The 20,963-nt window shown below is 71.0% G+C and carries 17 protein-coding genes and 2 pseudogenes; 11 read left to right on the top strand and 8 right to left on the bottom strand.

Features of this window, described 5'->3' with window-relative positions; translation table 11 throughout:
• Positions 1-34: 34 nt before the first annotated feature.
• From STRVI_RS29160 to STRVI_RS29140, 5 genes are all read right to left on the bottom strand, one after another.
• Positions 35-2,257: a M20/M25/M40 family metallo-hydrolase gene (locus STRVI_RS29160; RefSeq protein WP_014059219.1), complete on the bottom strand. Its 2,223-nt coding sequence runs from the start codon at positions 2,255-2,257 to the stop codon at positions 35-37.
• Complete coding sequence (locus STRVI_RS29155; RefSeq protein WP_014059218.1) at positions 2,254-3,165, bottom strand: SDR family NAD(P)-dependent oxidoreductase; 912 nt, start codon at positions 3,163-3,165, stop codon at positions 2,254-2,256. The genes STRVI_RS29160 and STRVI_RS29155 overlap by 4 nt, the downstream gene beginning before the upstream one ends.
• Complete coding sequence (locus STRVI_RS29150) at positions 3,165-4,493, bottom strand: MFS transporter (RefSeq protein WP_014059217.1); 1,329 nt, start codon at positions 4,491-4,493, stop codon at positions 3,165-3,167. The genes STRVI_RS29155 and STRVI_RS29150 overlap by 1 nt, the downstream gene beginning before the upstream one ends.
• Positions 4,490-5,446 carry a polysaccharide deacetylase family protein gene (locus STRVI_RS29145; protein WP_014059216.1) on the bottom strand — a complete coding sequence of 319 codons (957 nt, stop codon included), beginning with the start codon at positions 5,444-5,446 and terminating at the stop codon, positions 4,490-4,492. Before STRVI_RS29145 ends, STRVI_RS29150 begins: the two co-directional genes overlap by 4 nt.
• Positions 5,447-5,587: 141 nt before the next feature.
• Positions 5,588-6,595, bottom strand: coding sequence for an Lrp/AsnC family transcriptional regulator (locus tag STRVI_RS29140; RefSeq protein WP_014059215.1), 1,008 nt, complete (start codon positions 6,593-6,595; stop codon positions 5,588-5,590).
• A gap of 291 nt (positions 6,596-6,886) precedes the next feature.
• Here STRVI_RS29140 and STRVI_RS50190 point away from each other — a divergent pair, with 291 nt between their 5' ends.
• The 4 genes and pseudogenes from STRVI_RS50190 (at position 6,887) to STRVI_RS29125 (ending at position 9,237) form a co-directional block, all read left to right on the top strand.
• Complete coding sequence (locus tag STRVI_RS50190; protein WP_043236684.1) at positions 6,887-7,270, top strand: hypothetical protein; 384 nt, start codon at positions 6,887-6,889, stop codon at positions 7,268-7,270.
• 26 nt (positions 7,271-7,296) lie between these two features.
• On the top strand, positions 7,297-7,527 hold the full coding sequence (locus STRVI_RS52180) for a hypothetical protein (protein WP_050993774.1): 231 nt from the start codon (positions 7,297-7,299) through the stop codon (positions 7,525-7,527).
• A complete protein-coding gene (locus tag STRVI_RS29130; RefSeq protein ID WP_043240137.1) occupies positions 7,508-8,338 on the top strand; it encodes an alpha/beta fold hydrolase in 831 nt (276 codons plus the stop codon). Before STRVI_RS52180 ends, STRVI_RS29130 begins: the two co-directional genes overlap by 20 nt.
• 19 nt (positions 8,339-8,357) lie before the next feature.
• A pseudogene (locus STRVI_RS29125) lies at positions 8,358-9,237 on the top strand (helix-turn-helix domain-containing protein).
• Here the strand turns inward: STRVI_RS29125 and STRVI_RS29120 are convergent.
• A complete protein-coding gene (locus STRVI_RS29120) occupies positions 9,232-10,062 on the bottom strand; it encodes an isocitrate lyase/PEP mutase family protein (protein ID WP_043236682.1) in 831 nt (276 codons plus the stop codon). The pseudogene STRVI_RS29125 and the gene STRVI_RS29120 overlap by 6 nt on opposite strands.
• 149 nt (positions 10,063-10,211) lie before the next feature.
• On the opposite strand from STRVI_RS29120, the gene STRVI_RS29115 reads away from it, so the two are divergent.
• From STRVI_RS29115 to STRVI_RS52960, 5 genes and pseudogenes are all read left to right on the top strand, one after another.
• Complete coding sequence (locus STRVI_RS29115) at positions 10,212-10,673, top strand: pyridoxamine 5'-phosphate oxidase family protein (RefSeq protein ID WP_014059210.1); 462 nt, start codon at positions 10,212-10,214, stop codon at positions 10,671-10,673.
• 354 nt (positions 10,674-11,027) lie between these two features.
• Positions 11,028-14,429: a CARDB domain-containing protein gene (locus tag STRVI_RS29110; protein ID WP_014059209.1), complete on the top strand. Its 3,402-nt coding sequence runs from the start codon at positions 11,028-11,030 to the stop codon at positions 14,427-14,429.
• Between the two features lie 102 nt (positions 14,430-14,531).
• A complete protein-coding gene (locus STRVI_RS29105; RefSeq protein ID WP_043240134.1) occupies positions 14,532-15,263 on the top strand; it encodes a HEAT repeat domain-containing protein in 732 nt (243 codons plus the stop codon).
• Positions 15,257-16,261: pseudogene (locus tag STRVI_RS29100) on the top strand (MerR family transcriptional regulator); the annotation flags it as partial. The gene STRVI_RS29105 and the pseudogene STRVI_RS29100, both read left to right, overlap by 7 nt.
• Before the next feature lie 42 nt (positions 16,262-16,303).
• Positions 16,304-16,738 carry a cupin domain-containing protein gene (locus STRVI_RS52960; protein WP_353477083.1) on the top strand — a complete coding sequence of 145 codons (435 nt, stop codon included), beginning with the start codon at positions 16,304-16,306 and terminating at the stop codon, positions 16,736-16,738.
• 105 nt (positions 16,739-16,843) lie between these two features.
• On the opposite strand, the gene STRVI_RS29095 is transcribed toward STRVI_RS52960, so the two are convergent.
• Together STRVI_RS29095 and STRVI_RS29090 are read right to left on the bottom strand one after the other, a co-directional pair.
• Entirely contained in the window at positions 16,844-18,295 is a 1,452-nt protein-coding gene (locus STRVI_RS29095; protein WP_014059206.1) for an amidase, read from the bottom strand.
• A gap of 87 nt (positions 18,296-18,382) precedes the next feature.
• The gene (locus STRVI_RS29090; protein ID WP_014059205.1) at positions 18,383-18,742 is read right to left on the bottom strand and encodes a hypothetical protein; all 360 of its coding nucleotides are present in this window, start codon (positions 18,740-18,742) and stop codon (positions 18,383-18,385) included.
• 69 nt (positions 18,743-18,811) lie between these two features.
• Between STRVI_RS29090 and STRVI_RS29085 the strand changes: the two genes are divergently transcribed.
• Both STRVI_RS29085 and STRVI_RS29080 read left to right on the top strand, forming a co-directional pair.
• On the top strand, positions 18,812-19,783 hold the full coding sequence (locus STRVI_RS29085) for a Clp protease N-terminal domain-containing protein (RefSeq protein WP_014059204.1): 972 nt from the start codon (positions 18,812-18,814) through the stop codon (positions 19,781-19,783).
• A 13-nt stretch (positions 19,784-19,796) separates the two neighbouring features.
• Positions 19,797-20,909 carry an FAD-dependent oxidoreductase gene (locus STRVI_RS29080; RefSeq protein WP_014059203.1) on the top strand — a complete coding sequence of 371 codons (1,113 nt, stop codon included), beginning with the start codon at positions 19,797-19,799 and terminating at the stop codon, positions 20,907-20,909.
• Positions 20,910-20,963 lie beyond the last annotated feature (54 nt).

Below are 20,963 nucleotides of genomic sequence, written 5' to 3'. Positions count from 1 at the left end.
CTCGGGAAGTGGTCACGTATGACAGGGCAGGGGGTCATCGCATGGCCAGCGCCGCCAGCACGGTGGCGGCCAGCGCCGCACGGATGACCATGCCCTGCACCGACGTGTTCTCCGAGCGGGCGTGTGCGCCCGAGCCCACCGCGCCGATACCGTCCAGGACCGGCGTGCCCTCGGCCACGACGAAGTTGCCGTCGCTGGCTCCGCCGACCGACGCCTCGGGCAGGTCGTGTCCGAGCAGTGCGGCGCACCGGCGCGCCAGCTCGGCGAGTGCGGCGACCCCTTCCGTGCGCTCGAAGACCGGGCGGTTCCAGCCTCCGGTGACCTCCACGCAGGTCCGTGGGTCGACGGGACGCACCGCGGCGAGGGCGTCTCCGAGGCGCTGTTGTTCGGCGGCGGTGGCGACGCGGACGTCGATACGGCCGACGGCGTGCCCCGCCGTGACGTTGCTGCGGGTGCCTCCCGCCACCACGCCCACGTTCAGCGAGGTGCCCGCGTCCGGGGCGCGCAGGTCCGTCAGACGCAGGATCTGGTGGGCGAGTTCGTCCACGGCGCTGGCTCCGGCGGTGGGGTCCAGACCGGCGTGGGCCTCGATGCCGGTGACCGTGACGGTGAAGAGTCCGACGCCCTTGCGGGCTGTCTTGATCGCGCCGTCGGCGGCGGCCTCGAAGACCATGGCGAGGCGGCTGTCGCGTGCCTCGTCGACGATGGCGTCGCGGGAGGCGAGACTGCCGGTTTCCTCGTCGCCGTTGAGCATCAAGGTGCAGGCCGGGCGCGGCAGGTCGAGTGAGTCGAGGGCGCGCAGTGCCCACACCGCCTGGACGAGGCCGGCCTTCATGTCGAAGACGCCGGGGCCGCTGATGTGGTCGCCGTCCCGCCGGAAGGGCCAGGTGTCCAGGGTGCCGGTCGGCCAGACGGTGTCGTAGTGCCCGAGGAGAAGGACGGGGCGGTTGTCCTCGGTGGTGGTGTCCCGGGCGGGGTAGCGGCGGACGAGGATGTCCCCGGCCTCCTCGCGCGCGAGGGTCTCCTCGGCGTCCGGTGCGCCGAGGCGCCGGTCGAGCCAGTCGCGCAGCCAGCCGAGGCAACTGTCCAGGGCGTCCGGGTCGTCGCTGGCGCTGCCCTGGGAGGTGTAGGCGGCGAGGTCGGCGACCATGTCCTCGCGGTGGGCGTCGAGCCATTGCCGCACCGCTTCGGCCTGTTCGGAGCCGAGCGGGAGCGAGGGCGCGGGGGGCTGGGCCAGGCGGTCCAGTTCGTCCAGCCGCGACTCCGACATGTCCTGCGCGGCACCCTCCAGTTGGCGCAGGCCGGTCACGACCGTGTGCAGCAGAGTGGTGGGCAGGCCTTCGCGCGCCGCGTGGTGGAAGACCTCGGTGTAGTGCGTGGGGGCTTCCACGGGCCGGTGGCGCACGGCGAGGTCGCGCCAGATACCGCTGCGGTCCTTCGTCTGGGTGCGCAGCCATGCGGTGAGACGGTCGAAGGCGGCGTTCTGGGCGGCCGGGTCCGTCCCGTGCCGGAAGGGGTGCGGCTCGAAGGCGTCGAACGCTTCCAGTGTGACGCCGAGGCGGTCGGATACGGCGAAGATCTCGCCGGTGAGCGCGGCCATGGCGGGGCGGTGCCGGTCGATGAGGTCGGCCATGGGGGCGTCCGCGAGGGCGGTGGCGGCGAGCATGGCGCCGAACCCGGCCTTGGCCCACAGGTATCCCTCGACGTTGTCGCTGGCCACGGCCGGGCCCCAACTGTGCAGATGGGCCACCAGGTCCCGGACCCTCGGGCTGACCGGCGCGCCGTCGGGCTCGCCGATGACGAGGGCTCCGGCGCCGCCGTCCAGGATGACGCCCGGTTCGATGACGTCGGCGAAGATGTTCACGAAGGCCGCGACGGTGCGGGCGGCCCCCAGACGCTCGGCGATCAGGGACTCGTTGAAGCCGTTCTGCAGGGAGACGACGTAGCCGTCCGGGGCCAGGCGGGGCGCGATCCAGTCCAGCGCGGTGCCGGTGGCCTGCGCCTTCACGGCCAGCAGGACGCGAGTGAGGCCACCGGTGAACTCCTCCGGGGTCGTGGCGGTGACCGGCACGCTCTCGCGGGTGCCGCCGCGGGCGACGACGAGTCCGCGGGTGCGGATGGCGTCCACATGGGCGCGGTCGGTGTCCACGACGGTGACCGGGTGGCCGGCCCGGGCGAGGGCGAAGGCGAGGGTGCCGCCGATCGCTCCCGCGCCGACGACGGTGTATCCGGGCCTGACCGGCTGGGCGTCGTTCATCGGGTGGTTCGTCCTTCTTCCGTGGTCGTGGCTGCGGTGCTCGCGGTCGCGGTGGTCGTGGCGGTCGTGGCCGCGGTGGTCGCGGTCGCGGTGGTCGTGGCCGCGGTGGTCGCGGTCGCCGGCACCGGGGCGGGCGCAGTGGCGCGGGTGTCGTCGGGCTGCCAGATCCGGGGCAGGTGCAGGGCGCCCGTGCTGGATCCGCCGTCCACCCGCACCACCTCGCCGGTGATCCAGGAGGCGTCGGGGCCGGTGAGCCAGCGCACCGCCCGGGCGATGTCCTGTGGTGTTCCCGGGCGGCCCAGTGGGTTGGTGCCGATGGCCTCGGCGTACTGGGCGGAGACGGGGTTGCAGTCGCTGTCCACCGGGATGAAACCGGGGCTGACCGCGTTGACGCGGATGCCGTGTGTGCCCAGTTCCAGCGCGGTGGCGCGGGTGGCCATCTCCAGGGCGGCCTTCGAGCTCGCGTACGGGCCTCCGCCGGGGCGGGCGCGCAGCGCGGAGCCGGAGGAGATGTTGACGACCGCACCGGGCCGCCCATGGCGGATGGCGAGCCGGGCGAACGCGGCGGTGGCCAGGACCGGGGCGCGCAGGTTGACGGCGAACAGCCGGTCCCAGGCCGACGCGTCCACGTCGGCCATGTCGAGGGAGGGGTAGACGCCCGCGGCGTTGACGAGGATGTCGATGGGGCCGTGCTCCGCCCAGGCCGCCTCGACGAGGGCGGCGGGCGCGTCGGGGTCGGTCAGGTCCGCGGCCCGTGCGGCGGTACGGCTTCCCTGCTGTGCCCCGGTCCGCTGGAGCGGGGCGAGGTCGCGGTCGACGAGGGTGAGGAACGCGCCCTGGGCGGCGAACTCCTCGGCGATCGCCCCGCCGATGCCGCCCGCGGCGCCGGTGACGAGGACGTGGGTCATCAGTTGAACTCCTTGTCCTTGGTCTCCGGCATCGTGAGGTAGACCACGAGGGAGATCAGTGAGGCCGCCGATACGTAGATCCACAGCAGGTCGCTGTGGCCGCTCTCGTGCATCCACGTCGTCAGATAGGGCGCGGTGCCGCCGAAGAGCGCGACGGCCAGGGCGTACGGCAGGGCGATACCGGTGGCACGCACCTCCGGGGGGAACTGCTCGGCCATGATGACGGCGCAGTTGGCGGAGTAGCCGAGGATCAGCAGCATGCCGACGAGCTGGACCAGGAACAGGCTGAGGAAACTGTTGCTCAGCAGGTGCAGCAGGGGCCAGGCCAGGATGACGAAGCCGCCCGCGAACCCCGCCATGGTCGGCTTGCGTCCCAGCCGGTCCGAGACCACGCCCACAAGTGGCAGCGCGATGACGAAGACGACCAGGCACAGCGTCTGGGACAGCAGCGCGGTCTTCAGCGGGATGCCGGTGGTCAGATTCGCGTACGTGGGAAGGTAGTTGACCCAGATGTAGTAGGTGAGGGTGCCCGCCACCGTGATGCCGGCGACGCGCAGGGCGGCCCCGGGGTGCTCCACGAACATGGCCTTGACGGGATTGGTGCGGGTGCGGCCGGAGCCCCGCACCTGGGCGAAGGAGTCGGTGTCCGCCACCGAGACCCGCAGCCAGAGGCCGACCAGTCCGAGCAGGCCGCCGACGATGAACGCCACCCGCCAGCCCCAGGCGTGCAGGGCGTCCTCGCTCAGTGCCGAGGTGGCGAGTGTGCCCAGGAGGGAGGCGACGAGCACGCCGCCGGCGACCGACACCTGCTGCCAGGACCCGGCGAAGGCGCGCCTGCCACGGGCCGCCGACTCGACGAGGAACGCGGAGGACGAGCCGAACTCGCCACCGGCGGAGAAGCCCTGCACCAGCCGGGCGACCAGCAGAAGCAGCGGCGAGCCGATGCCGATGGTCTCGTAGGAGGGGGTGATCGCGATGACGAAACCGGCGGCCGCCATCAGGCCGACCGTGAGGGTCATGCCCTTCTTACGTCCGTGGCGGTCGGCGTAGGCGCCGAGAACGGCGGCACCGACCGGGCGCATCACGAACCCGACGGCGAAGACGGCGAGCGTGGACAGCAGGGCCACCGGGCCGTCGCTCTTCGGGAAGAACTCATCGGCGATGATCTTGGCGAAGATGGAGTACAGGGCCCAGTCGACCCATTCGACGGTGTTGCCGATGGTGCCGGCGACGATGGCCTTGCGCTGGGCGCCGCTGAGCCGGGTCGTGGCGGGGGCGGCGCCGTCCTGGCGCAGGGGGCCGGTGGGCGTGGCGGATCCGGTGTTCATGGTGTGTGCTCCGGAGTGTCGGCGGCGGAGCCGGCTGTGGTCCGGCCGTGCAGCACGTCGCGGGCCGTGTCGGCGAGCTGGGCGTGCGTGGCGTACCAGACGCCGGGGTGAGCGGCGATGTGGTCGAGAAGCTCCCGCAGCGCCACCAGGCGCGAGCGGTGGCCGATGACGTGCGGGTGCAGGGTGAGCTGGAAGACGCCGCCGTCCCGGTAGGCGGCGTCGAACTCGTCGGTCCAGATCTCCCGTACGTCGCGCGGACGGCTGTGGGGGCGGGCGGAGCCGTAGCGGTCCATGGTGAAGTACGGGGCGTCGTCCCGGATCCAGTCGACGGGGATCTCCACCAGGCCGGTGGGCCGGCCGTCGGCGACGATCTCGTACGGCTCGTCGTCGGCCATGAGCGAGGAGTCGTAGGCGAAGCCCAGCTCGATCATGATGTCGAGGGTCGAGTCCGAGAAGTCCCAGGACGGGGTGCGGATGCCGACCGGGCGCCGGCCGGTCAGCGTGGTGAGGGTGTCCAGGGCCCGCGCCGTGAGGTCCCGCTCGTCGTCGCGGCCCAGCAGCATGTTGCGCTCGTGGATCCAGCCGTGGACGGCAAGTTCATGCCCGTCACGGGTGTAGGCGCGGGCCTCCTCGGGGTGGACGAGGGCGGAGACGGCCGGCATGAAGAAGGTCGCGGGGACGCCGTAGCGGGCGAGGAGGTCCAGGATCCGCGGGGAGCCGGCGCGGGCCCCGTACTCGCCCTGGGCGAGCAGGCCGGGGCTGGTCCCGCCGTCGCGCAGCGGGATCGTCTCGTGGTCGGCGTCGAAGGAGAGGGCGACCGCGACGCGGGCACCGCCGGGCCACCGGTCGGGGACCAGCCGCCGCCCGGCGCGGACCGCGTCGACGTGGCCGCGCCAGGTGTGTTCGGGCCAGCGCCAGCTCTCCGAGGGCAGGCCGAAGTCGTCTGTGGGCATGGTGATCTCCACAAGGATCGGAGCGGAAGAGGGCGGAAGAGGGCGGAAGAGGGCGGAAGGGGGCGGAAGGGGGCGGAAGGGGGCGGATGAGGGTATGGCCGGGCCGCTATCGCGCGGTGTGCCCGGCGGCCGGCCGGGGGCTCAGACGGTGCGGACCATCCGGTGCCAGGAGTACTTGAGGGTGGCGAGGTGCAACGTCACATCGGAGGCGATCAGCCCGGGCAGCGTCCCGATGACCTCACTGGTGTAGCGGAGCAGATCGGTGCGACGGGGCAGAACCATGTGTCCGACGAGGTTGAAACGCCCGGTCGCCGCGCACAGGAACTTGGTTCCCGGATGGCGCGCGAGCTGCCGCCCCGCGGCTTCGAGCCGGTCGGGCTCGATCGACAGCCACACCATGAACTCGGCGTCGTACCCGAGCAGGCCCGGTTCGACCAGAGTCCGGAACTGCAGGATGCCACGGGATATGAGACGTTCCATGGCCCGTGCGACGCCCGCCTCGGTGTGGCCCAGGCGCCGGGCCAGGGCGCTGATCTGGGCCCGGCCATCTTCCTTGAGAGCCGCCGCGACCTCCTGCTCCAGACCGGTCAGCGCTTTTGGCGCCTCGTCCCAGTCGTCGCGGTCGCACGACGACGCGAGGGAAGCGGGCCGCAGGTCCGCGGCCGCCTCGGCGGGCAGCAGCCCGGTGTCCCACATCGACGCGGAGGTGAACGCACGGATGACGGCGACCGCCTCGGTGCTGCTGATCAGGTCGGCCCCGGGCAGGTCGGTGAAGAGCATCCGCATCATCTCCTCGTTGTCACGGGCAACGAAATCGACGATGAGATCGGCCGCGCCGGTGACGACGGCCAGGAAGCGCACATCCGGGCTGACGGCGAGCTGGTCCGCGAGGTCCAGCCCGCGACCGGGCCTGGCCTGCACCCGGACGAGCATGGACGAGCCCTCCCGGGTGCGGTCCAGCTCCAGCGTGCCGACGACCCGCAGCAGTCCCCGCTCGCGCAGAGCCTTGTAGCGCCGCTGGGCGGTCGTCTCGCTCGTACCCACCCAACGGGCCACCGCGCACCACGGCGCACGACCATTGAGCTGGAGCGCCGCGATCACGCAACGGTCCAGGTCATCAATGGTGTCCACGAGTGCTTGGTGGGTCATGAGGCGGACGCTAATGAGCGCTTTTCCACTCGTCAATGATGGAATCCTGCATTGCTCCAGGTCACAGCCGGGCGATCCGGCACCCCGCAGATCACGAAGGCGTAACACCCGCAGATCTGGCGCGCATGAACGGACGAGGTGCGGCGTGACGGATTACGTCACGCGGATATCCAAAAAAGTTCACCCTCGCCCGCCGCGGCGCGCACGGGCGTGATTCCTTCACCTCCCCAGGTGGGGCGGCCAGTGCATCGGCAGCAACCGCGTGACGGCCGCGGTGATGGTTTGTGCGGCGTGGGTGAGGACGGTGATCTCGCCGGCTCGGCGGCGGGTGACGGCCATGATGCGGCGGGCCGGGGCCGCCCTGTATCTGCTGTTCCGATCGCGCTCGCCCTGCTGGCCGCCTACCGCCTCGCGACCGGACATGGCCCCTTCTCGCGCGCGGGGGAACAGACACCCGCGGCCACCCTGCTCTACCGAGTGGTCCACGAGGAACCCGACCAGGAACCCGACCTCGAAGGCGTCCCCCCGGAGCTGGAGCCACTGCTCACCGCGCGTCCGGCCAAGGACCCGGCCGGGCGCCCGACGGCGGCCCGGCTGAGCGGATGGCTGGAGGAGAGGGCGGCCGGACCGGGCGCCGGCCCGAGGAATGCCCCACGGTTCTCGCCGGAACACTGACCGAGGCCGAGCACGCGGCGCGCACCATGGTCGACCTCGCACACCACTCCACCGCGGCCCCCGCCGGTCCGGAATCGGCCCCGACGGCGGCCAGGCCCGACACCGTCCTCGTCACCCCCGCCGAGCCCGCCCGGCGCCGTCCGCCCGCCTGGCTGCTGACCACGGCCATCGCGATCGTCACCGCCACGACGACATATGTACAAGACCGACGGTCGGCGGCCCACGCACCATCCCCGCATGAGCGAACACAGCGTTGAGCTCTCGCGCGGGATGCATGTGGTCCACGACGGCCCTCGGCAGGCACCGCCCCTGTTGCTCATCCACGGATCGGGGGCCTCGGGCGGCTTCTGGGGCCCGGTGGTCCCGGCGCTCGCCCGCCACCATCACGTCGTTCGGGTCGACCTTCCGGGCTGCGGCCAGTCCCCGCCCGCGGCGTCCTATGACGTGCCCGCGCAGGCGGGTCAGGTGGCGGCGCTGTTCGACGGCCTCGGCCTCCGTTCCGTGGCCGTGGCCGGGCACTCCAGCGGCGGCTACGTGGCCACCGCGCTTGCCGAACACCGCCCCGACCTGGTGAGATCGCTCACGCTGATCAGCAGCGGCCCGAGTCTCGACGCCCTCCTGCCGCAGCCGCTCCTCCTTCGGGTGCTGTTGGCCCCGCCCCTCGGCCCGCTGCTGTGGCCGAGGCGTTCGGACGCGACGATCCGCAGGGGAATCGGGGCGGCGTGCGCTCGCCCGGTGGAGGTGCCGGACGACGTGGTCGCCGACATACGGAGGATCACCTACCCGGCGCTCAGGACCGTGCTGCGCCGGAACGCCGCGTACATCACCGAGCGGAGTGTGCCCGAGCGTCTCGCCGCCATCGACCTCCCCGTACTGGTGGTCTTCGGTACTGCCGACCCCCGCTGGGAGCCCTCATCGGCGCACCAGTACGACGCGGTGCCGAACGCGCGGGTCGAGCTGCTGCCCGGCGTCGGGCATGTGCCCATGATCGAGGAGCCCGAGGCGACCGGCACCCTGCTGCTGGGCTTCGCGGCGACGGGCGTTGACACCCCGCCCGTGACGCCCTGAGACCTGGACTGGTCGCGTGATGTCGGCGGGGACACCATTCGACTGGTCAGCGGTGGGCGTCGCGGTCCCGCGTCCGTCCGGTCGGCTGCCGGGGGGCAGCATGGCCGGGTTCCGCCAACGTGTCCCCGCGGCGGTGGACAATCGCCATGGTGGCGCACCCGTCCGTCACCCTGCTGCTCGACCTGAGCGAGGGCGAGGGCCTCGTCTACGACGCACACGGCCGGCATGGGCGCGGCAGTGTCGTCGTCGGGCTCCACCCCGGCGAGCTGCGGGCAGGCGGCCGGGTGGGCGAGTGCCTCCAGATCCGGCTGGAGCCGGTCGCGGCGGCCGCGGTGTTCCGCCCGTCGGCCGAGCTCAGCGGGACGGTGGAATCCCTCGATGATGTCTGGGGCCCCGACGCCGAGCGAGCCGAGGACAGGCTGTGTGCCGCCACGTCGTGGGACGAGCGGTGCGCGATCGCGGTGGACATCCTCGGCCGATGGCTGGGCAGGCGCCCACCCGTCGCCCCGGAGGTCGCCCACGCCTGGCGGCGGACGCTCACCGGCCGGGGGCGGGTGCGGGTCGAGCGCCTGGCGGAGGAGGTCGGCTGGAGCCGCAAGCGCCTGTCCGCCCGCTTCCGCTCCCAGCTCGGCATCACACCCAAACGCGCCGCTCGACTGGTGCGGTTCAACCACGCGGCCCACCTTCTCGCGGCGGGTCACGCCGCCGCCGACGTTGCCACCGAGAGCGGCTACGTCGACCAGTCCCATCTCCACCGCGAGGTCAAGGCGTTCACCGGGCTCACCCCCACGGCCGTGGCCGTGGCGCCGTGGCTCGCGATCGACGACGTGGCGTGGCCGGTTTCCTCGACGCCCCGGAGGCCGCCTGCCGTGATCGCGCAGGCGCAACCCACCTCATGAGAGGGCACCCCGGGGTTCGGAGAGCAGCCCGTTGAGTTCCGGGAAGGGGATCGCGCCGAGGAGGGAGCCGTAGTCACCGGTGTCGAAGAGTTCCCGCGCCGCGCGGCGAGCGGCAGCGTACGCGGCCTGCGCCACGCCGGAGCCCAGGCTGACGCGGGCCACGCCGAGGGTGCCCAGCTCGGCGACGGTCGGGGCGCCGGGGCCGGCCATGACGTTCAGCGGTCCCGAGATGTCTTTGGCCAGCGCCGCGATGGTGGTGGTGTCGGTGACACCGGGGACGAAGATGCCGTCCGCACCGGCGTCGACATACATGTGCGCCCGGGACAGGGTCTCCTCAAGTCGGGTGTCCGGGTTCCCGAGCCCCAACAGGTACGTGTCGATACGGGCGTTGAGGAAGAGGTCCGCCCCCGCCCGGTCAGCGGTCCGCCGGGCGACCGCCAGCCGCGTGGCGAGCTCGCCCGGGGGCCTGGTGCCGTCTTCGATGTTGACGCCGACGGCGCCCGCCGCGAGCACCCCGGTGATGGTCCCGGCGACGTCGGCCGCGTCCTGCCCGTACCCGCCCTCGATGTCGGCGGTGACCGGAACCGCGACCGCTGCGGTGATGCGGGAGATCGTCTCCAGTGCCTGGTCGCGGACGAGCGCGTCGCCGTCCGGGGAGCCCAGCGACCAGGCGACGCCGGCGCTGGTGGTGGCGATCGCGGGGGCGCCCGCGGATTCGATGACGCGAGCGCTTGCGACGTCCCAGGCGTTGGCGAGCGTGAGGGGCCCGGCGAGGGTGTGCAGGGAGCGGAAGAGGCGGGCTTTGGCCTGCTGCGTGGCGGTCATGCGGGTAGCCAAACACTGCCGGGTGGCCCTTTCCGGCAGGAATCCGACATCGACGTCGACCTTGCCGAATCTCGGCCCACCCACCGGTCGCTGGTAGTAGGTCCCGCGCCTCATGCGCACGGTGAGCCCGCTGGCTAGGGTCGGCTCCCATGCGGACCACGGGAAGCGTTCGCCGCCAGGCGGCGGAGCGACGGCGCGACACACTGGACCGGCTCGTCGCCGAGCGGGATGTATGGGTGTCGACGGGGCATCCTGAGCGCGGACCGCACCAGGTGCCGCTGTGGTTCCTGTGGGATGGGCAGGCCGTTTGGATGTGCACCAGCGCCACTTCGGTGACGGCGCGGAACGTCCGCGAGGAGCCGCGCGTACGCCTGGCACTGCCGGACACCTTCGATGTGGTGCTTCTCCAAGGGGAGGCGGAGTGCTTCCCGGATCAGGAGGTCCCCGCAGACGCGGCCGAGGCGTTCACCGCCAAGTTCGGGTGGGATCCTCGCACGGAGGAGGGCCCCTTTCTGTACGTCCGCGTGGTGCCGAAGACGGTGCTCGCCTGGCGCGGCGAGCAGGAGCTGCGCGGGAGAACCATCATGCGCGACGGGACGTGGCAGGAGTAGTCGCCGCCTCCGGGGAAGACGCGGCGCTCACCAACCGAGGCACTCAGTGGCCAACTGAAGCGCTCCGTCGCCAAGTACTGCGGTGTACCAGGCCGTTGACAAAGTCGATGGGCAGTAGAAATCTGTCGTCACGGCACTGCAAAAGATAGACGAAATTACTCAACTCTTGCACTGCGGCTGGCTCGGCTTCTTCACCGCGACATCGTCCGGGCCCGCTGAACACCGTCATCGTCCACCAGGCGCACCGCTCCCTCATGCCTGCGTGCTCCCTGCCCCGAGAAATCCTGCGCGTCGGTGGGCGGCGGGTGGCGGGGCCGGTTGCGAGCGCTCAGGGGAAGAGATCGAGAGGGCCTCATGAGAAGAAGACATCACGGTCGGCGGTTAGCCGCCGGGCTTGTGACGGCGGGTCTGCTCACGGTCGGGCTGCTGCCCGTGGCAGCCCATGCCGCAGAGGGAACGAACCTGGCGCTGGGCAGGCCGGTGACGGCCAGTGGGGCACACGGCTCCTACCCGGCGAGCAATGTCACCGACGGCAGCCAGTCCTCCTACTGGGAGGGCCCCGCGGGCTCGTTCCCGCAGTGGGTGCAGGTCGACCTCGGGAGCAAGGCGGATATCGACGAGGTGGTACTGAAACTCCCCGCGTCGTGGGAGTCCCGCACCGAGGGCGTGAGAGTCCAGGCCAGCGCCGACGGCCAGAACTTCACCACCGTGGCCGCCGACGCGCGCGAGGACTTCTCGCCGTCGTCCGGCAACACCGTGGCGCTCGATGTCACGGCCGACGCGCGGTACGTGCGCGTCCAGGTGACCGGCAACACGGGCTGGAACGCCGTCCAGCTCTCCGAGGTGGAGGTGCGCGGGAAGGCCGGCGGGGAGAACCCCGAGGACCCGCCCGCGGGCACCAACCTGGCCCTGCGCAAGCCGATCGAGGCGTCGTCGACCACCCAGAACTACATCGCGAGCAACGCCAACGACGGCAGCACCGCCACCTACTGGGAGGCGAGCGGCCAGTCCGCGACGCTCACCGCGAAGCTCGGCGCCGACGCCGATCTGACCGGCGTCGTCGTCAAGCTGAACCCCGATCCGGTGTGGAGCACCCGGTCGCAGAGCATTCAGGTGCTGGGACGGCCGGCCGGGGAGTCCGGTTTCACCTTGCTGAAGGATCGGGCCGACTACACCTTCAGCCCGTCGCAGAACAAGAACACGGTGACCATCCCGGTCACGGGCCGGTACGCGGACGTACGGCTGCAGTTCTCCGGAAACACCGGCGCCGGCGGCGGACAGGTCGCCGAGTTCGAGGTCGTCGGCGCGGCCGCACCCGCCCCCGACCTGACCGTCACCGATCTCTCCTGGTCGCCCCAGTCGCCCTCCGAGACGGACGCGGTCACCGTCGAGGCGACGGTCCGCAACGCCGGGACGGTCGCCGCGCCCGCGACCACGGTGAACGTCAGCCTCGAGGGCACGGTCGCCGGCAGCGGCGCCGTCGACGCTCTCGCCGCGGGCGCGTCGTTGAAGGTGCCGGTCAAGGTCGGCAAGCGGGCCATGGGCAGCTACACCGTCTCCGCCGTCGTCGATCCGACCGACACGGTCCCTGAGCTCGACAACACCAACAACAGCCGCAACGCCGCCTCGAAGCTGGTCGTCGGCCAGGCCCCCGGACCGGACCTGGAGGTCACCGGCATCACCACCAACCCCTCCAGCCCGGCCGTGGGCGCCAAGGTCACCTTCACCGTCGCGGTGCACAACAGGGGCACGAGCGCGGTGCCCGCCGGATCGGTCACCCGGCTCACCGTCGGCGAGACCACGCTGAACGGCACGGCGGGCACCGTCCCGGCCGGTGGTACGGCCACCGTGGCCATCGGCGGCGACTGGACCGCCACCAACGGGGGAGCGACGCTCGCCGCGACGGCCGACGCCACCGGCACCGTCGCCGAGACCAACGAGGACAACAACACCTTCGCCCGCTCCCTCGTCGTCGGACGTGGCGCCGCCGTGCCGTACACCGAGTACGAGGCGGAGGACGGCCGGTACGACGGGACCCTGCTGAAGGCGGACGCCAAGCGCACCTTCGGGCACACCAACTTCGCCACCGAGTCCTCCGGGCGTGCATCGGTCCGGCTCGACACCACCGGTCAGTACGTGGAGTTCACCTCCACCACACCGTCCAACTCGATCGTCGTCCGCAACTCCATCCCGGACGCGGCAGCCGGTGGCGGCAAGGAGGCGACCATCAGCCTCTACGCGGACGGGAAGTTCGTCCGCAAACTCACCCTGTCCTCCAAGCACAGTTGGCTCTACGGCACGACCGACGACCCCGAGGGCCTGACCAATCGGCCCGGCGGCGACGCCCGGCGGCTGTTCGACGAGTCCCACGCGCTGCTCACCGACTCCTACCCGGTGGGTACCAAGTTCCGGCTCCAGCGGGATACCGGTGACGACGCGGCCTTCTACATCATCGACCTGGTCGACCTGGAGCAGGTGGCGGCACCGGCCACCAAGCCCGCCGACTGCGTCTCCATCACCGACTACGGGGCCGTGCCCAACGACGGCATCGACGACGCGGACGCCATCCAGCGCGCCGTCACGGCGGACCAGGAAGGTCAGATCCCCTGCGTGTGGATCCCCGCGGGCCAGTGGCGCCAGGAGAAGAAGATCCTGACCGACGACCCGCAGGATCACGGCCAGTACAACCAGATGGGCATCCGGGACGTCACCATCCGCGGTGCCGGGATGTGGCACTCGCAGCTCTACTCGCTCATCCCGCCCCAGGAAGCGGGCGGCATCAACCACCCCCACGAGGGCAACTTCGGCTTCGACATCGACGACAACACCAAGATCTCCGACATCGCCGTCTTCGGCTCCGGCACCATCCGCGGCGGCGACGGCGGCGCCGAGGGCGGTGTCGGGCTCAATGGCCGCTTCGGCAAGAACACCAAGATCACCAACGTGTGGCTCGAGCACGCCAACGTCGGCGCCTGGGTCGGCCGCGACTACTCCAACATCCCCGAGCTGTGGGGGCCCGGTGACGGCCTCGAATTCAGCGGCGTACGGATCCGCAACACCTACGCCGACGGCGTCAACTTCACCAACGGCACCCGCAATTCGACCGTATACAACTCCTCCTTCCGCAACACCGGCGACGACTCGCTCGCCGTCTGGGCCAACAAGTACGTGAAGGACACCTCGACGGACATCGGCCACGACAACCACTTCCGCAACAACACCATCCAACTGCCCTGGCGGGCCAACGGCATCGCGGTCTACGGCGGCTACGGCAACACGATCGAGAACAACCTGATCTCCGACACCATGAACTACCCGGGGATCATGCTGGCCACGGACCACGACCCGCTGCCCTTCTCGGGCCAGACGCTCATCGCCAACAACGGCCTGTACCGCACGGGCGGCGCGTTCTGGGGCGAGGCCCAGGAGTTCGGCGCGATCACCCTGTTCGCCCAAGGGCAGGACATCCCGGGGGTCACGATCCGCGACACCGACATCCACGACTCCACCTACGACGGCATCCAGTTCAAGACGGGCGGCGGCGCGATGCCCGGCGTCCGGATCGAGAACGTCACCGTCGACAAGTCCAACAACGGGTCCGGGATCCTCGCGATGAGCGGGGCGCGCGGCAGCGCCACGCTGACGAACGTGACGATCACCAACTCGGCCGAGGGCGACGTGATGAAGGAGCCCGGCTCGCAGTTCGTGATCAACGGCTCCGCGAACCGGTCCGCCGCATCGGCATCGCGCGACTGAGCGCTGTTCCACAGGGTGCACCGGCATCGGCCCGTGACCAGCGGATCTTCCGATCCGCCGGTCACGGGCTTGACCTTGACACGGTGATAACGTGTGTCCTGGGTGCAGGAGGTGGCCCCGATCAACACAACCATCGGAACCCCGCAGAACACCCGCGTGGCCAACGCCCTGAGCGCCGACGACTCGTCGGTCCGGCTTCAGGCGGCCCTGGCGGTCGGCTCGAACCCCGACCCCGGTTTCCTGGAGCCGCTCGTCGAGCGGTGCGCGGTCGAGCCGGACTTCTTCGTACGGGACATGCTGTCCTGGGCGCTGACCCGCCTCTCGCCGGAGATCACCCTGCCCCGGATCCGCCTGGAACTCCACGCTGAGCGCACTCAGGCCCGCAGCCAGGCGTTGCACACGCTCTCCAAGATCGGCGACAAGGGCGCATGGGCCTGGATCACCCGCGACCTGCTGCGCGACACCGACGACGAGATCGCGCGGACCGCGTGGCGCGTCGCGGTCGTCCTCGTACCCGAGGACGAGAAGGAGGACCTGGCCGACGAACTGGCCACGCAGCTCGGCCGCGGCGACCGCGAGGTGCGGCTGAGCCTGAGCCGGGCCCTGGTCGACCTCGGCGATGTGACAGACCGCGCCCTGGAGCGGGCCGCGGCGGACGAAGACCCGGCGGTGGCCACGCACGCCCGCGCCACCGAGCTGCTCCGGCAGAACCCGGAAACCGGCTTCGACGCGGCCATCGACGAGGCGAAGCGAGTCGTCACACTCGGCCCGGAACGAGCCGCTGCCGCGGAGGCTACGGCGTCCGCGAAGACTGCGGAGATCGCGGATTGCTGATCGGCGAGGTGGCCCGTCACTCGGGGGTGAGCGCCCGGATGCTCCGGCACTACGACGCCCTCGGGCTGGTGCGCCCGACCGGTCGCACCGTCGGCGGCTACCGCGAGTACTCCGCCGAGGACGTCCGCAGGATCTTCCACGTGGAGAGCCTGCGGTCCCTAGGGCTCTCGCTCAAGCAGATCGGGCGCGCGCTGGACGACCCGGCCTTCATCCCGTCCGCCCTGGTCAGCGACCTCATCCAATGGACGGAAGACCGCTTGGCACGGGAAGCGGAGCTGCTCGAACGGCTCCGCGCGATCGATGCGTCGGCGCCCACCGGCTGGCAGGACGTCCTGCGCATCGTCGAACTCATGCAGGGGCTCAAGTCGACCAGCGCCGCGCGCAGGCAGCAGGCGGTCCTGGCCCGGCCGGGGGACGTGCCGGTCCCCGCCGAACTGCTGGCCGGAGCGGTCCTGGCCGAATCCGACCCCGTTGTCGCCGGCGCCCTGCGCTGGGCGCTCGCCCGATCCGGCGGCGACGGCGTGGCGACGCTGGCCGCCGGCGTGCACTCGGAGGACGTCGACATCCGGCGGCGCGCGGTACTGACGATCGCCGAGATCTCCGAGGCCCCGGGCGCGACCGCGGTGCTTGCGGACGCGCTCGGGGACCCGGACCCGGCGGTGCGCAGACACGCCGCTCTGGCGTCGGGCAAGCGTGGCGTGACCGCGGCCGTGCCGACCCTCGTCGGCATGGTGGTCGAGGGCTCCAACGACGTCGACGCGGCGGAGGTCCTGGGAACGCTGTCCCAGGACCCCGGGTGCGGGGCCCGGATCCTGACCGCACTGGCCGACGAACTCGCCGCCCCCACCGCGGACTCCGCGACCCGGATACGCCTGGCCCAGGCCCTGGTCGAGCTGTCGGGGACCGCCGTGCGGGAGGTCCTGCGCCAACTGACCCACGACGACGACCGCGCTGTCGCCCTCGTCGCCTCGTCCTTCGTCGGACTTCTCGAAGAGCGGAGGCGGGGCTGTCACAAACAGGGAGGCCGTCTTGTCCTTTCTATGGACAGTCCCTGTTTGGAGGAACACATGAGTGCTGAGCACGCACACCTGCCACATGGCGTTGAGGTGATCATGACCCTGCCGGGGGCGGCGGACCGGATCCCGGCCGGCGCCGAGGCCAGGACCGTCCGGGTCACCCTGGCGCCAGGTGACCCCGGCGCGCCGCCGCACCGGCACCCCGGACCGCTGTACGGCATCGTGACCGAGGGCGAGATCCTCTTCGAGCTGGAGGGGGAGGCGCCCCGGGTGCTCAAGGCCGGTGACGCCCTGTTCGAGCCCGGGGGAGATGTGATCCATTACCAGGGTGCCAACAACCTTCCGGACGCGCAGTCGCAGCTTGTGGTGACCATGTTCGCGCCGCCCGGTACCCCGGTTCTGACCGTGGTCAGCCCGGAGGAACTGGCCGAACGACGGCACCTACGGGTGGCCAACTGAAAAGCGTGGCCGACTGAAAGCTCAGTTACACGTGTGCGGGGTAGCCGGAGCACATAGCCGTGAACCGGCTACCCCTCGCCCTCGACGGACAGTCGGTAGGACGCCCTAATTCGGTGCCTGGAAGCCGCCGATCTTCTCTTCGAGCAGTTCGGCCAGCCGCAGCGGGGTGCGGTCCTCGAACATCGGGCCGATGAGCTGCACTCCCACCGGCAGGCCCTCGGGGGACCGGCCCGCCGGTATGGCGGTGGCGGGCAGGCCGGGCATGGTGGCCAGACCTGCCCAGACGAGCTGGTCGAAGTACGGGTAGTCGACGCCGTCGATGTCGATCCGGCGTTCCAGCGGATTGGGGTCGTGGTCGTGCGGGAACGCGGGAGTGGGCGTGATCGGGCACACCACGGCATCGAACTCGGCGAACAGTTGCCGCCAGCCGTGGCGGTGCAGTTCGCGGCGGTTGTTCGCCTGGAGCCAGTCGGGGTGGCTGAACACCATGGCGCGCAGCCGTGCCGCGTCGAGACTCTGGTCGTCCGCGCTCAGTCCGGCGGCGCGGGACCGCAGCCGATCGTACGGTTCGATGGGAAAACGTGCGACGGAGCCCGAAACCAGCAACTGGCTGTAGAGCGTCCCGGCCTCGGCCAGATCGGGTAGCAGCGGACTGTGCCGTTCGACGTGGGCGCCGCCGTCGACAAGCGCGTCGGCGACTCGGTTCACGCCCGCCCGCACCGCCGACCCGGTTGGAATGAGCGGATGTTCGTCGAGGATCAAGACCCGGAAGTCGCGGAGCCGTTCGTGGCGCGTGGGCGGCAACCTCAAGTGGTGCGCCACGCCGAGCGTCAACGGATCCGGTCCGGCCATGATGTCGAGCAGGAGTGTGAGGTCGCGGGCGGTGCGGGCCATCGGACCGACGACGGCGAGGTCGAGGTCGACCGGCAAGGCCGGTGCGGACGGCGGGACCATACCGCGGTTGGCCGCCAGCCCGAGTGTCGGCTTGTGTGCGTAGACACCGCAGAAATGCGCGGGGGTGCGCAATGAACCGGCGATGTCGGAGCCGATGGACAGCGCGCCGAATCCGGACGCCAGGGCCGCCGCCGATCCGCCGGAGGATCCGCCCGGCGTGCGGCCGTGGTCCCACGGGTTGTTGGTGGTGCCGTAGATCTCGTTGAAGCTCTGGATATCTTGCAGCCCCAAGGGCACATTGGTCTTACCGAGCACCACCGCGCCCGCGTCCTTGAGCCGCGACACCTGCACCGCGTCCTCGGCCGGCATGAAGTCGCGGTGTGGCGGCATGCCCCAGGTCGTGGGCAGCCCGGCGATGTTGTAGGACTCCTTGACCGTCACCGGAATGCCGAGCAGCGGCCGGTCCTCGCCACGGGCGCGCGCCTGGTCGGCATCGCGCGCGGCGGCCCGTGCCCGGTCGAAGTCCGGCACACAGATCGCGTTGATCGCCTTGTCGTCCCGCTCGATACGGGCGATCGCCTGGTCGGTCAGTTCCGCCGAGGTCACTTCACCGGCACGCAAAGCGGCCGCGAGCCTTTCGGCCGTCTGAAAATTCCACTCCATAAATCCGACCGTAACGGCCGCTGGAGCAGGCCATGAAACGCTTCTCAGCGCAACGGGACGAATGCCTGAATACGCATCAAGTTCCTCTTACCTCCGCTCCAGCGCGGCCAGTCGCAGCTCGAGCTGGTCAACTCGGTGCCGTAGCAGGGTGACCTGGGCCTCCAGGCTGACTTCCCGTTCCGCCCGGCGTTGAATGCGCGGTGACGCGGCGGCGCGCTCGATCACCGCGTCCAGTTGGACCAGGCGCTGCGGCCCGTTCGGGCCGTCCACGAGGCGGGACCGGATCTCGCCGTTGCGGTACCAGGACCGCAGGGCGGAGCGGGAAACGCCGGTCTCGGCCTCCGCCTTGGCCAGTGTGACCCAGGGTGTCTCGTCCAGCCGCTCGAACAGCTCCAGCTCATTCTGCCAGCGCGCGAGCCGGTCCTCCCAGTCCGACGGTGTCTCCATCACACCTTCCCTTCGCCACGGTGACCCTATCAATAACAGTGTATTGACAGGGGTTGCGACCATGGAGACATGCCATTTGAAAGGTTCACGGTGGAAGCCCGCAAGGTGGTCGTCACGGCTCAGGAGGAGGCGAGGCTGCTCAAGCACCACTACATCGGCACGGAGCACATCCTGTTGGGGCTGCTCGACGCGCCGGACAGCACGGCGGCGAAGGTTCTGCACCGGCTCGGGTACGACAAGGAGACGGCGCGGGCCGATATCGCCGCGGTGGTCAAGCCCGGCGCGCAGGAGCTGAGCGGCCATATCCCGTTCGCGCCGCGCGCGAAGAAGACGCTGGACCTCGCCGTGCGCGAGGCGCAGCAGCTCCACCACACCTACATCGGTACGGAACACATCCTGCTCGCCCTGGTCAGCGAAGGTGAGGGCGTCGGCGCGAAGGCGCTTGCCGAGCGGATCAGTCCGATCAGCAAGATCCGTGCCGCGGTGCTGGCCTCAGCGGAGGGATCGCCGGACGCCGCGGCAGGCCCATGGCCGGCCGGCACACCTGCCACGGAGGACACCGTGTCCGCCGCCGGCGCGCTGGCCGGTGGCGCACCGGTCGGCAGCCATCACCTTCTAGAGGCGATGCTGCGGGCGGAGAACAGCATGGCGGCCAGGGTGTTGCGCGAACTCGGAGTCGACCCGGACGCGGTCGCCGCCAAGATCGACGAACTGGACCCGGAGACGACCACGGACGCGAACCCGGAGGAAGCCGCCGCGCGCAGGATGGAAATCCGGCTGGTCGACGAAGAGGTGCACCTGATCCTGCGGGACCCGGCAACGGTCACGATCGCCAAGAACGTCACCGAGCTGTCCGGCGGCCCGATCCATGGCGTCGGGCCGGTCGCCGGGATGTTCGTCCCGCTCTGGCGGTCGACCAACCAACTGCTGCTGCAGATCCAGCGCGTGCTGGAACCGGAACCCGAGGAGGCGGACGGATCCGCCGCGAGCAAGGTGGCCAAGGCCGTGCGTACGGTGCTCGCGCCCCGGCTCCGCCGGTGAATCGGAGGCAACCATGACCATCGGCATCGTTGGAGCCGGCTTGGGCGGCCTGGCCCTTGCCCGTGTGCTGCACGTGAACGGCATCGACGCCATCGTGTACGAACGCGAACCGTCGCGCGACGCCCGCGGTCAGGGCGGCATGCTCGACCTGCACACCGAGACCGGTCAACGGGCGATACACGAGGCCGGTCTGATCGACCAGTTCCGCGCGATGGCCCGTCGCGAAGGCCAGGACCTGCGCCTTCTGGAGCCGGACGGCACCCTCCTGCTGCAGGAGGACACGCCCGAGGACGCCCCGCTCGACCGACCCGAGGTCGACCGTGCCGATCTGCGTCATCTGCTGCTGGATTCGCTGCCCGAGCACGCGGTGCGTTGGGGGCACGCCTTCGAGCACGCCGGTGACGGCCTGCTGCACTTCGCCGACGGCAGCAGCACGACGTATGACCTGTTGGTCGGCGCCGACGGCGCGGACTCCCGGGTCCGCGCCCTGCTCACCGACGCCCGACCAACGCACACCGGCCAAAACGTCGTTGAGCTCGGGATTCCCGAGATCGACCGCACCCATCCCGATCTCGCGGCGATGGTTGGGCGCGGCAATTACTGGGCGCTCGGCAACGGACAATCCCTCTCGGCACAGCGCAACGGCGACGGCCGCGTACGCATCTACCTCAGCTTCTACACCGCCGAGGACTGGTTCGGCCGTAGTGGCATCCCGTTCGACGACCCCGCCGCCGCCCGGGCGCGGCTGATCGACCTGTTCACCGGCTGGGACGCACGGTTCACCGCGCTGATCGCCGCCTGCGACGACACGGTCCTGCCACGGTCGATCACCACGCTTCCGGTCGGTCTGACCTGGCCGTCGACACCGGACATCACGCTGCTCGGCGACGCCGCGCACCTGATGCCGCCGGTGGGGCAGGGCGCCAACATGGCACTGCTCGACGGCGCCTTGCTCGGCCTCGCGCTGGCCGCGCACCCGGACGACTTTCCCGCCGCCGTGGGGGAATACGAACGCGAGATGTTCGAACGCACCAGCACTGCCGGTCGGCAGTCCGCGAGCGTCCAGGAAATCCTGATGTCGCCGGACGCCGGCCGGAAGATGCTCGCGTTCTTCCAGCCGCGCTGATGCGATCGAGAGGACCGGTGGCATGGCCACAGGGGCGGTCGGTCGGAACCGTGT

Source organism: Streptomyces violaceusniger Tu 4113 (genome assembly GCF_000147815.2).
Lineage (GTDB): Bacteria > Actinomycetota > Actinomycetes > Streptomycetales > Streptomycetaceae > Streptomyces > Streptomyces violaceusniger_A.
The sequence above is the reverse complement of the archived record's forward strand: the minus strand, read 5'-3'. Positions and strand labels throughout refer to the sequence as shown.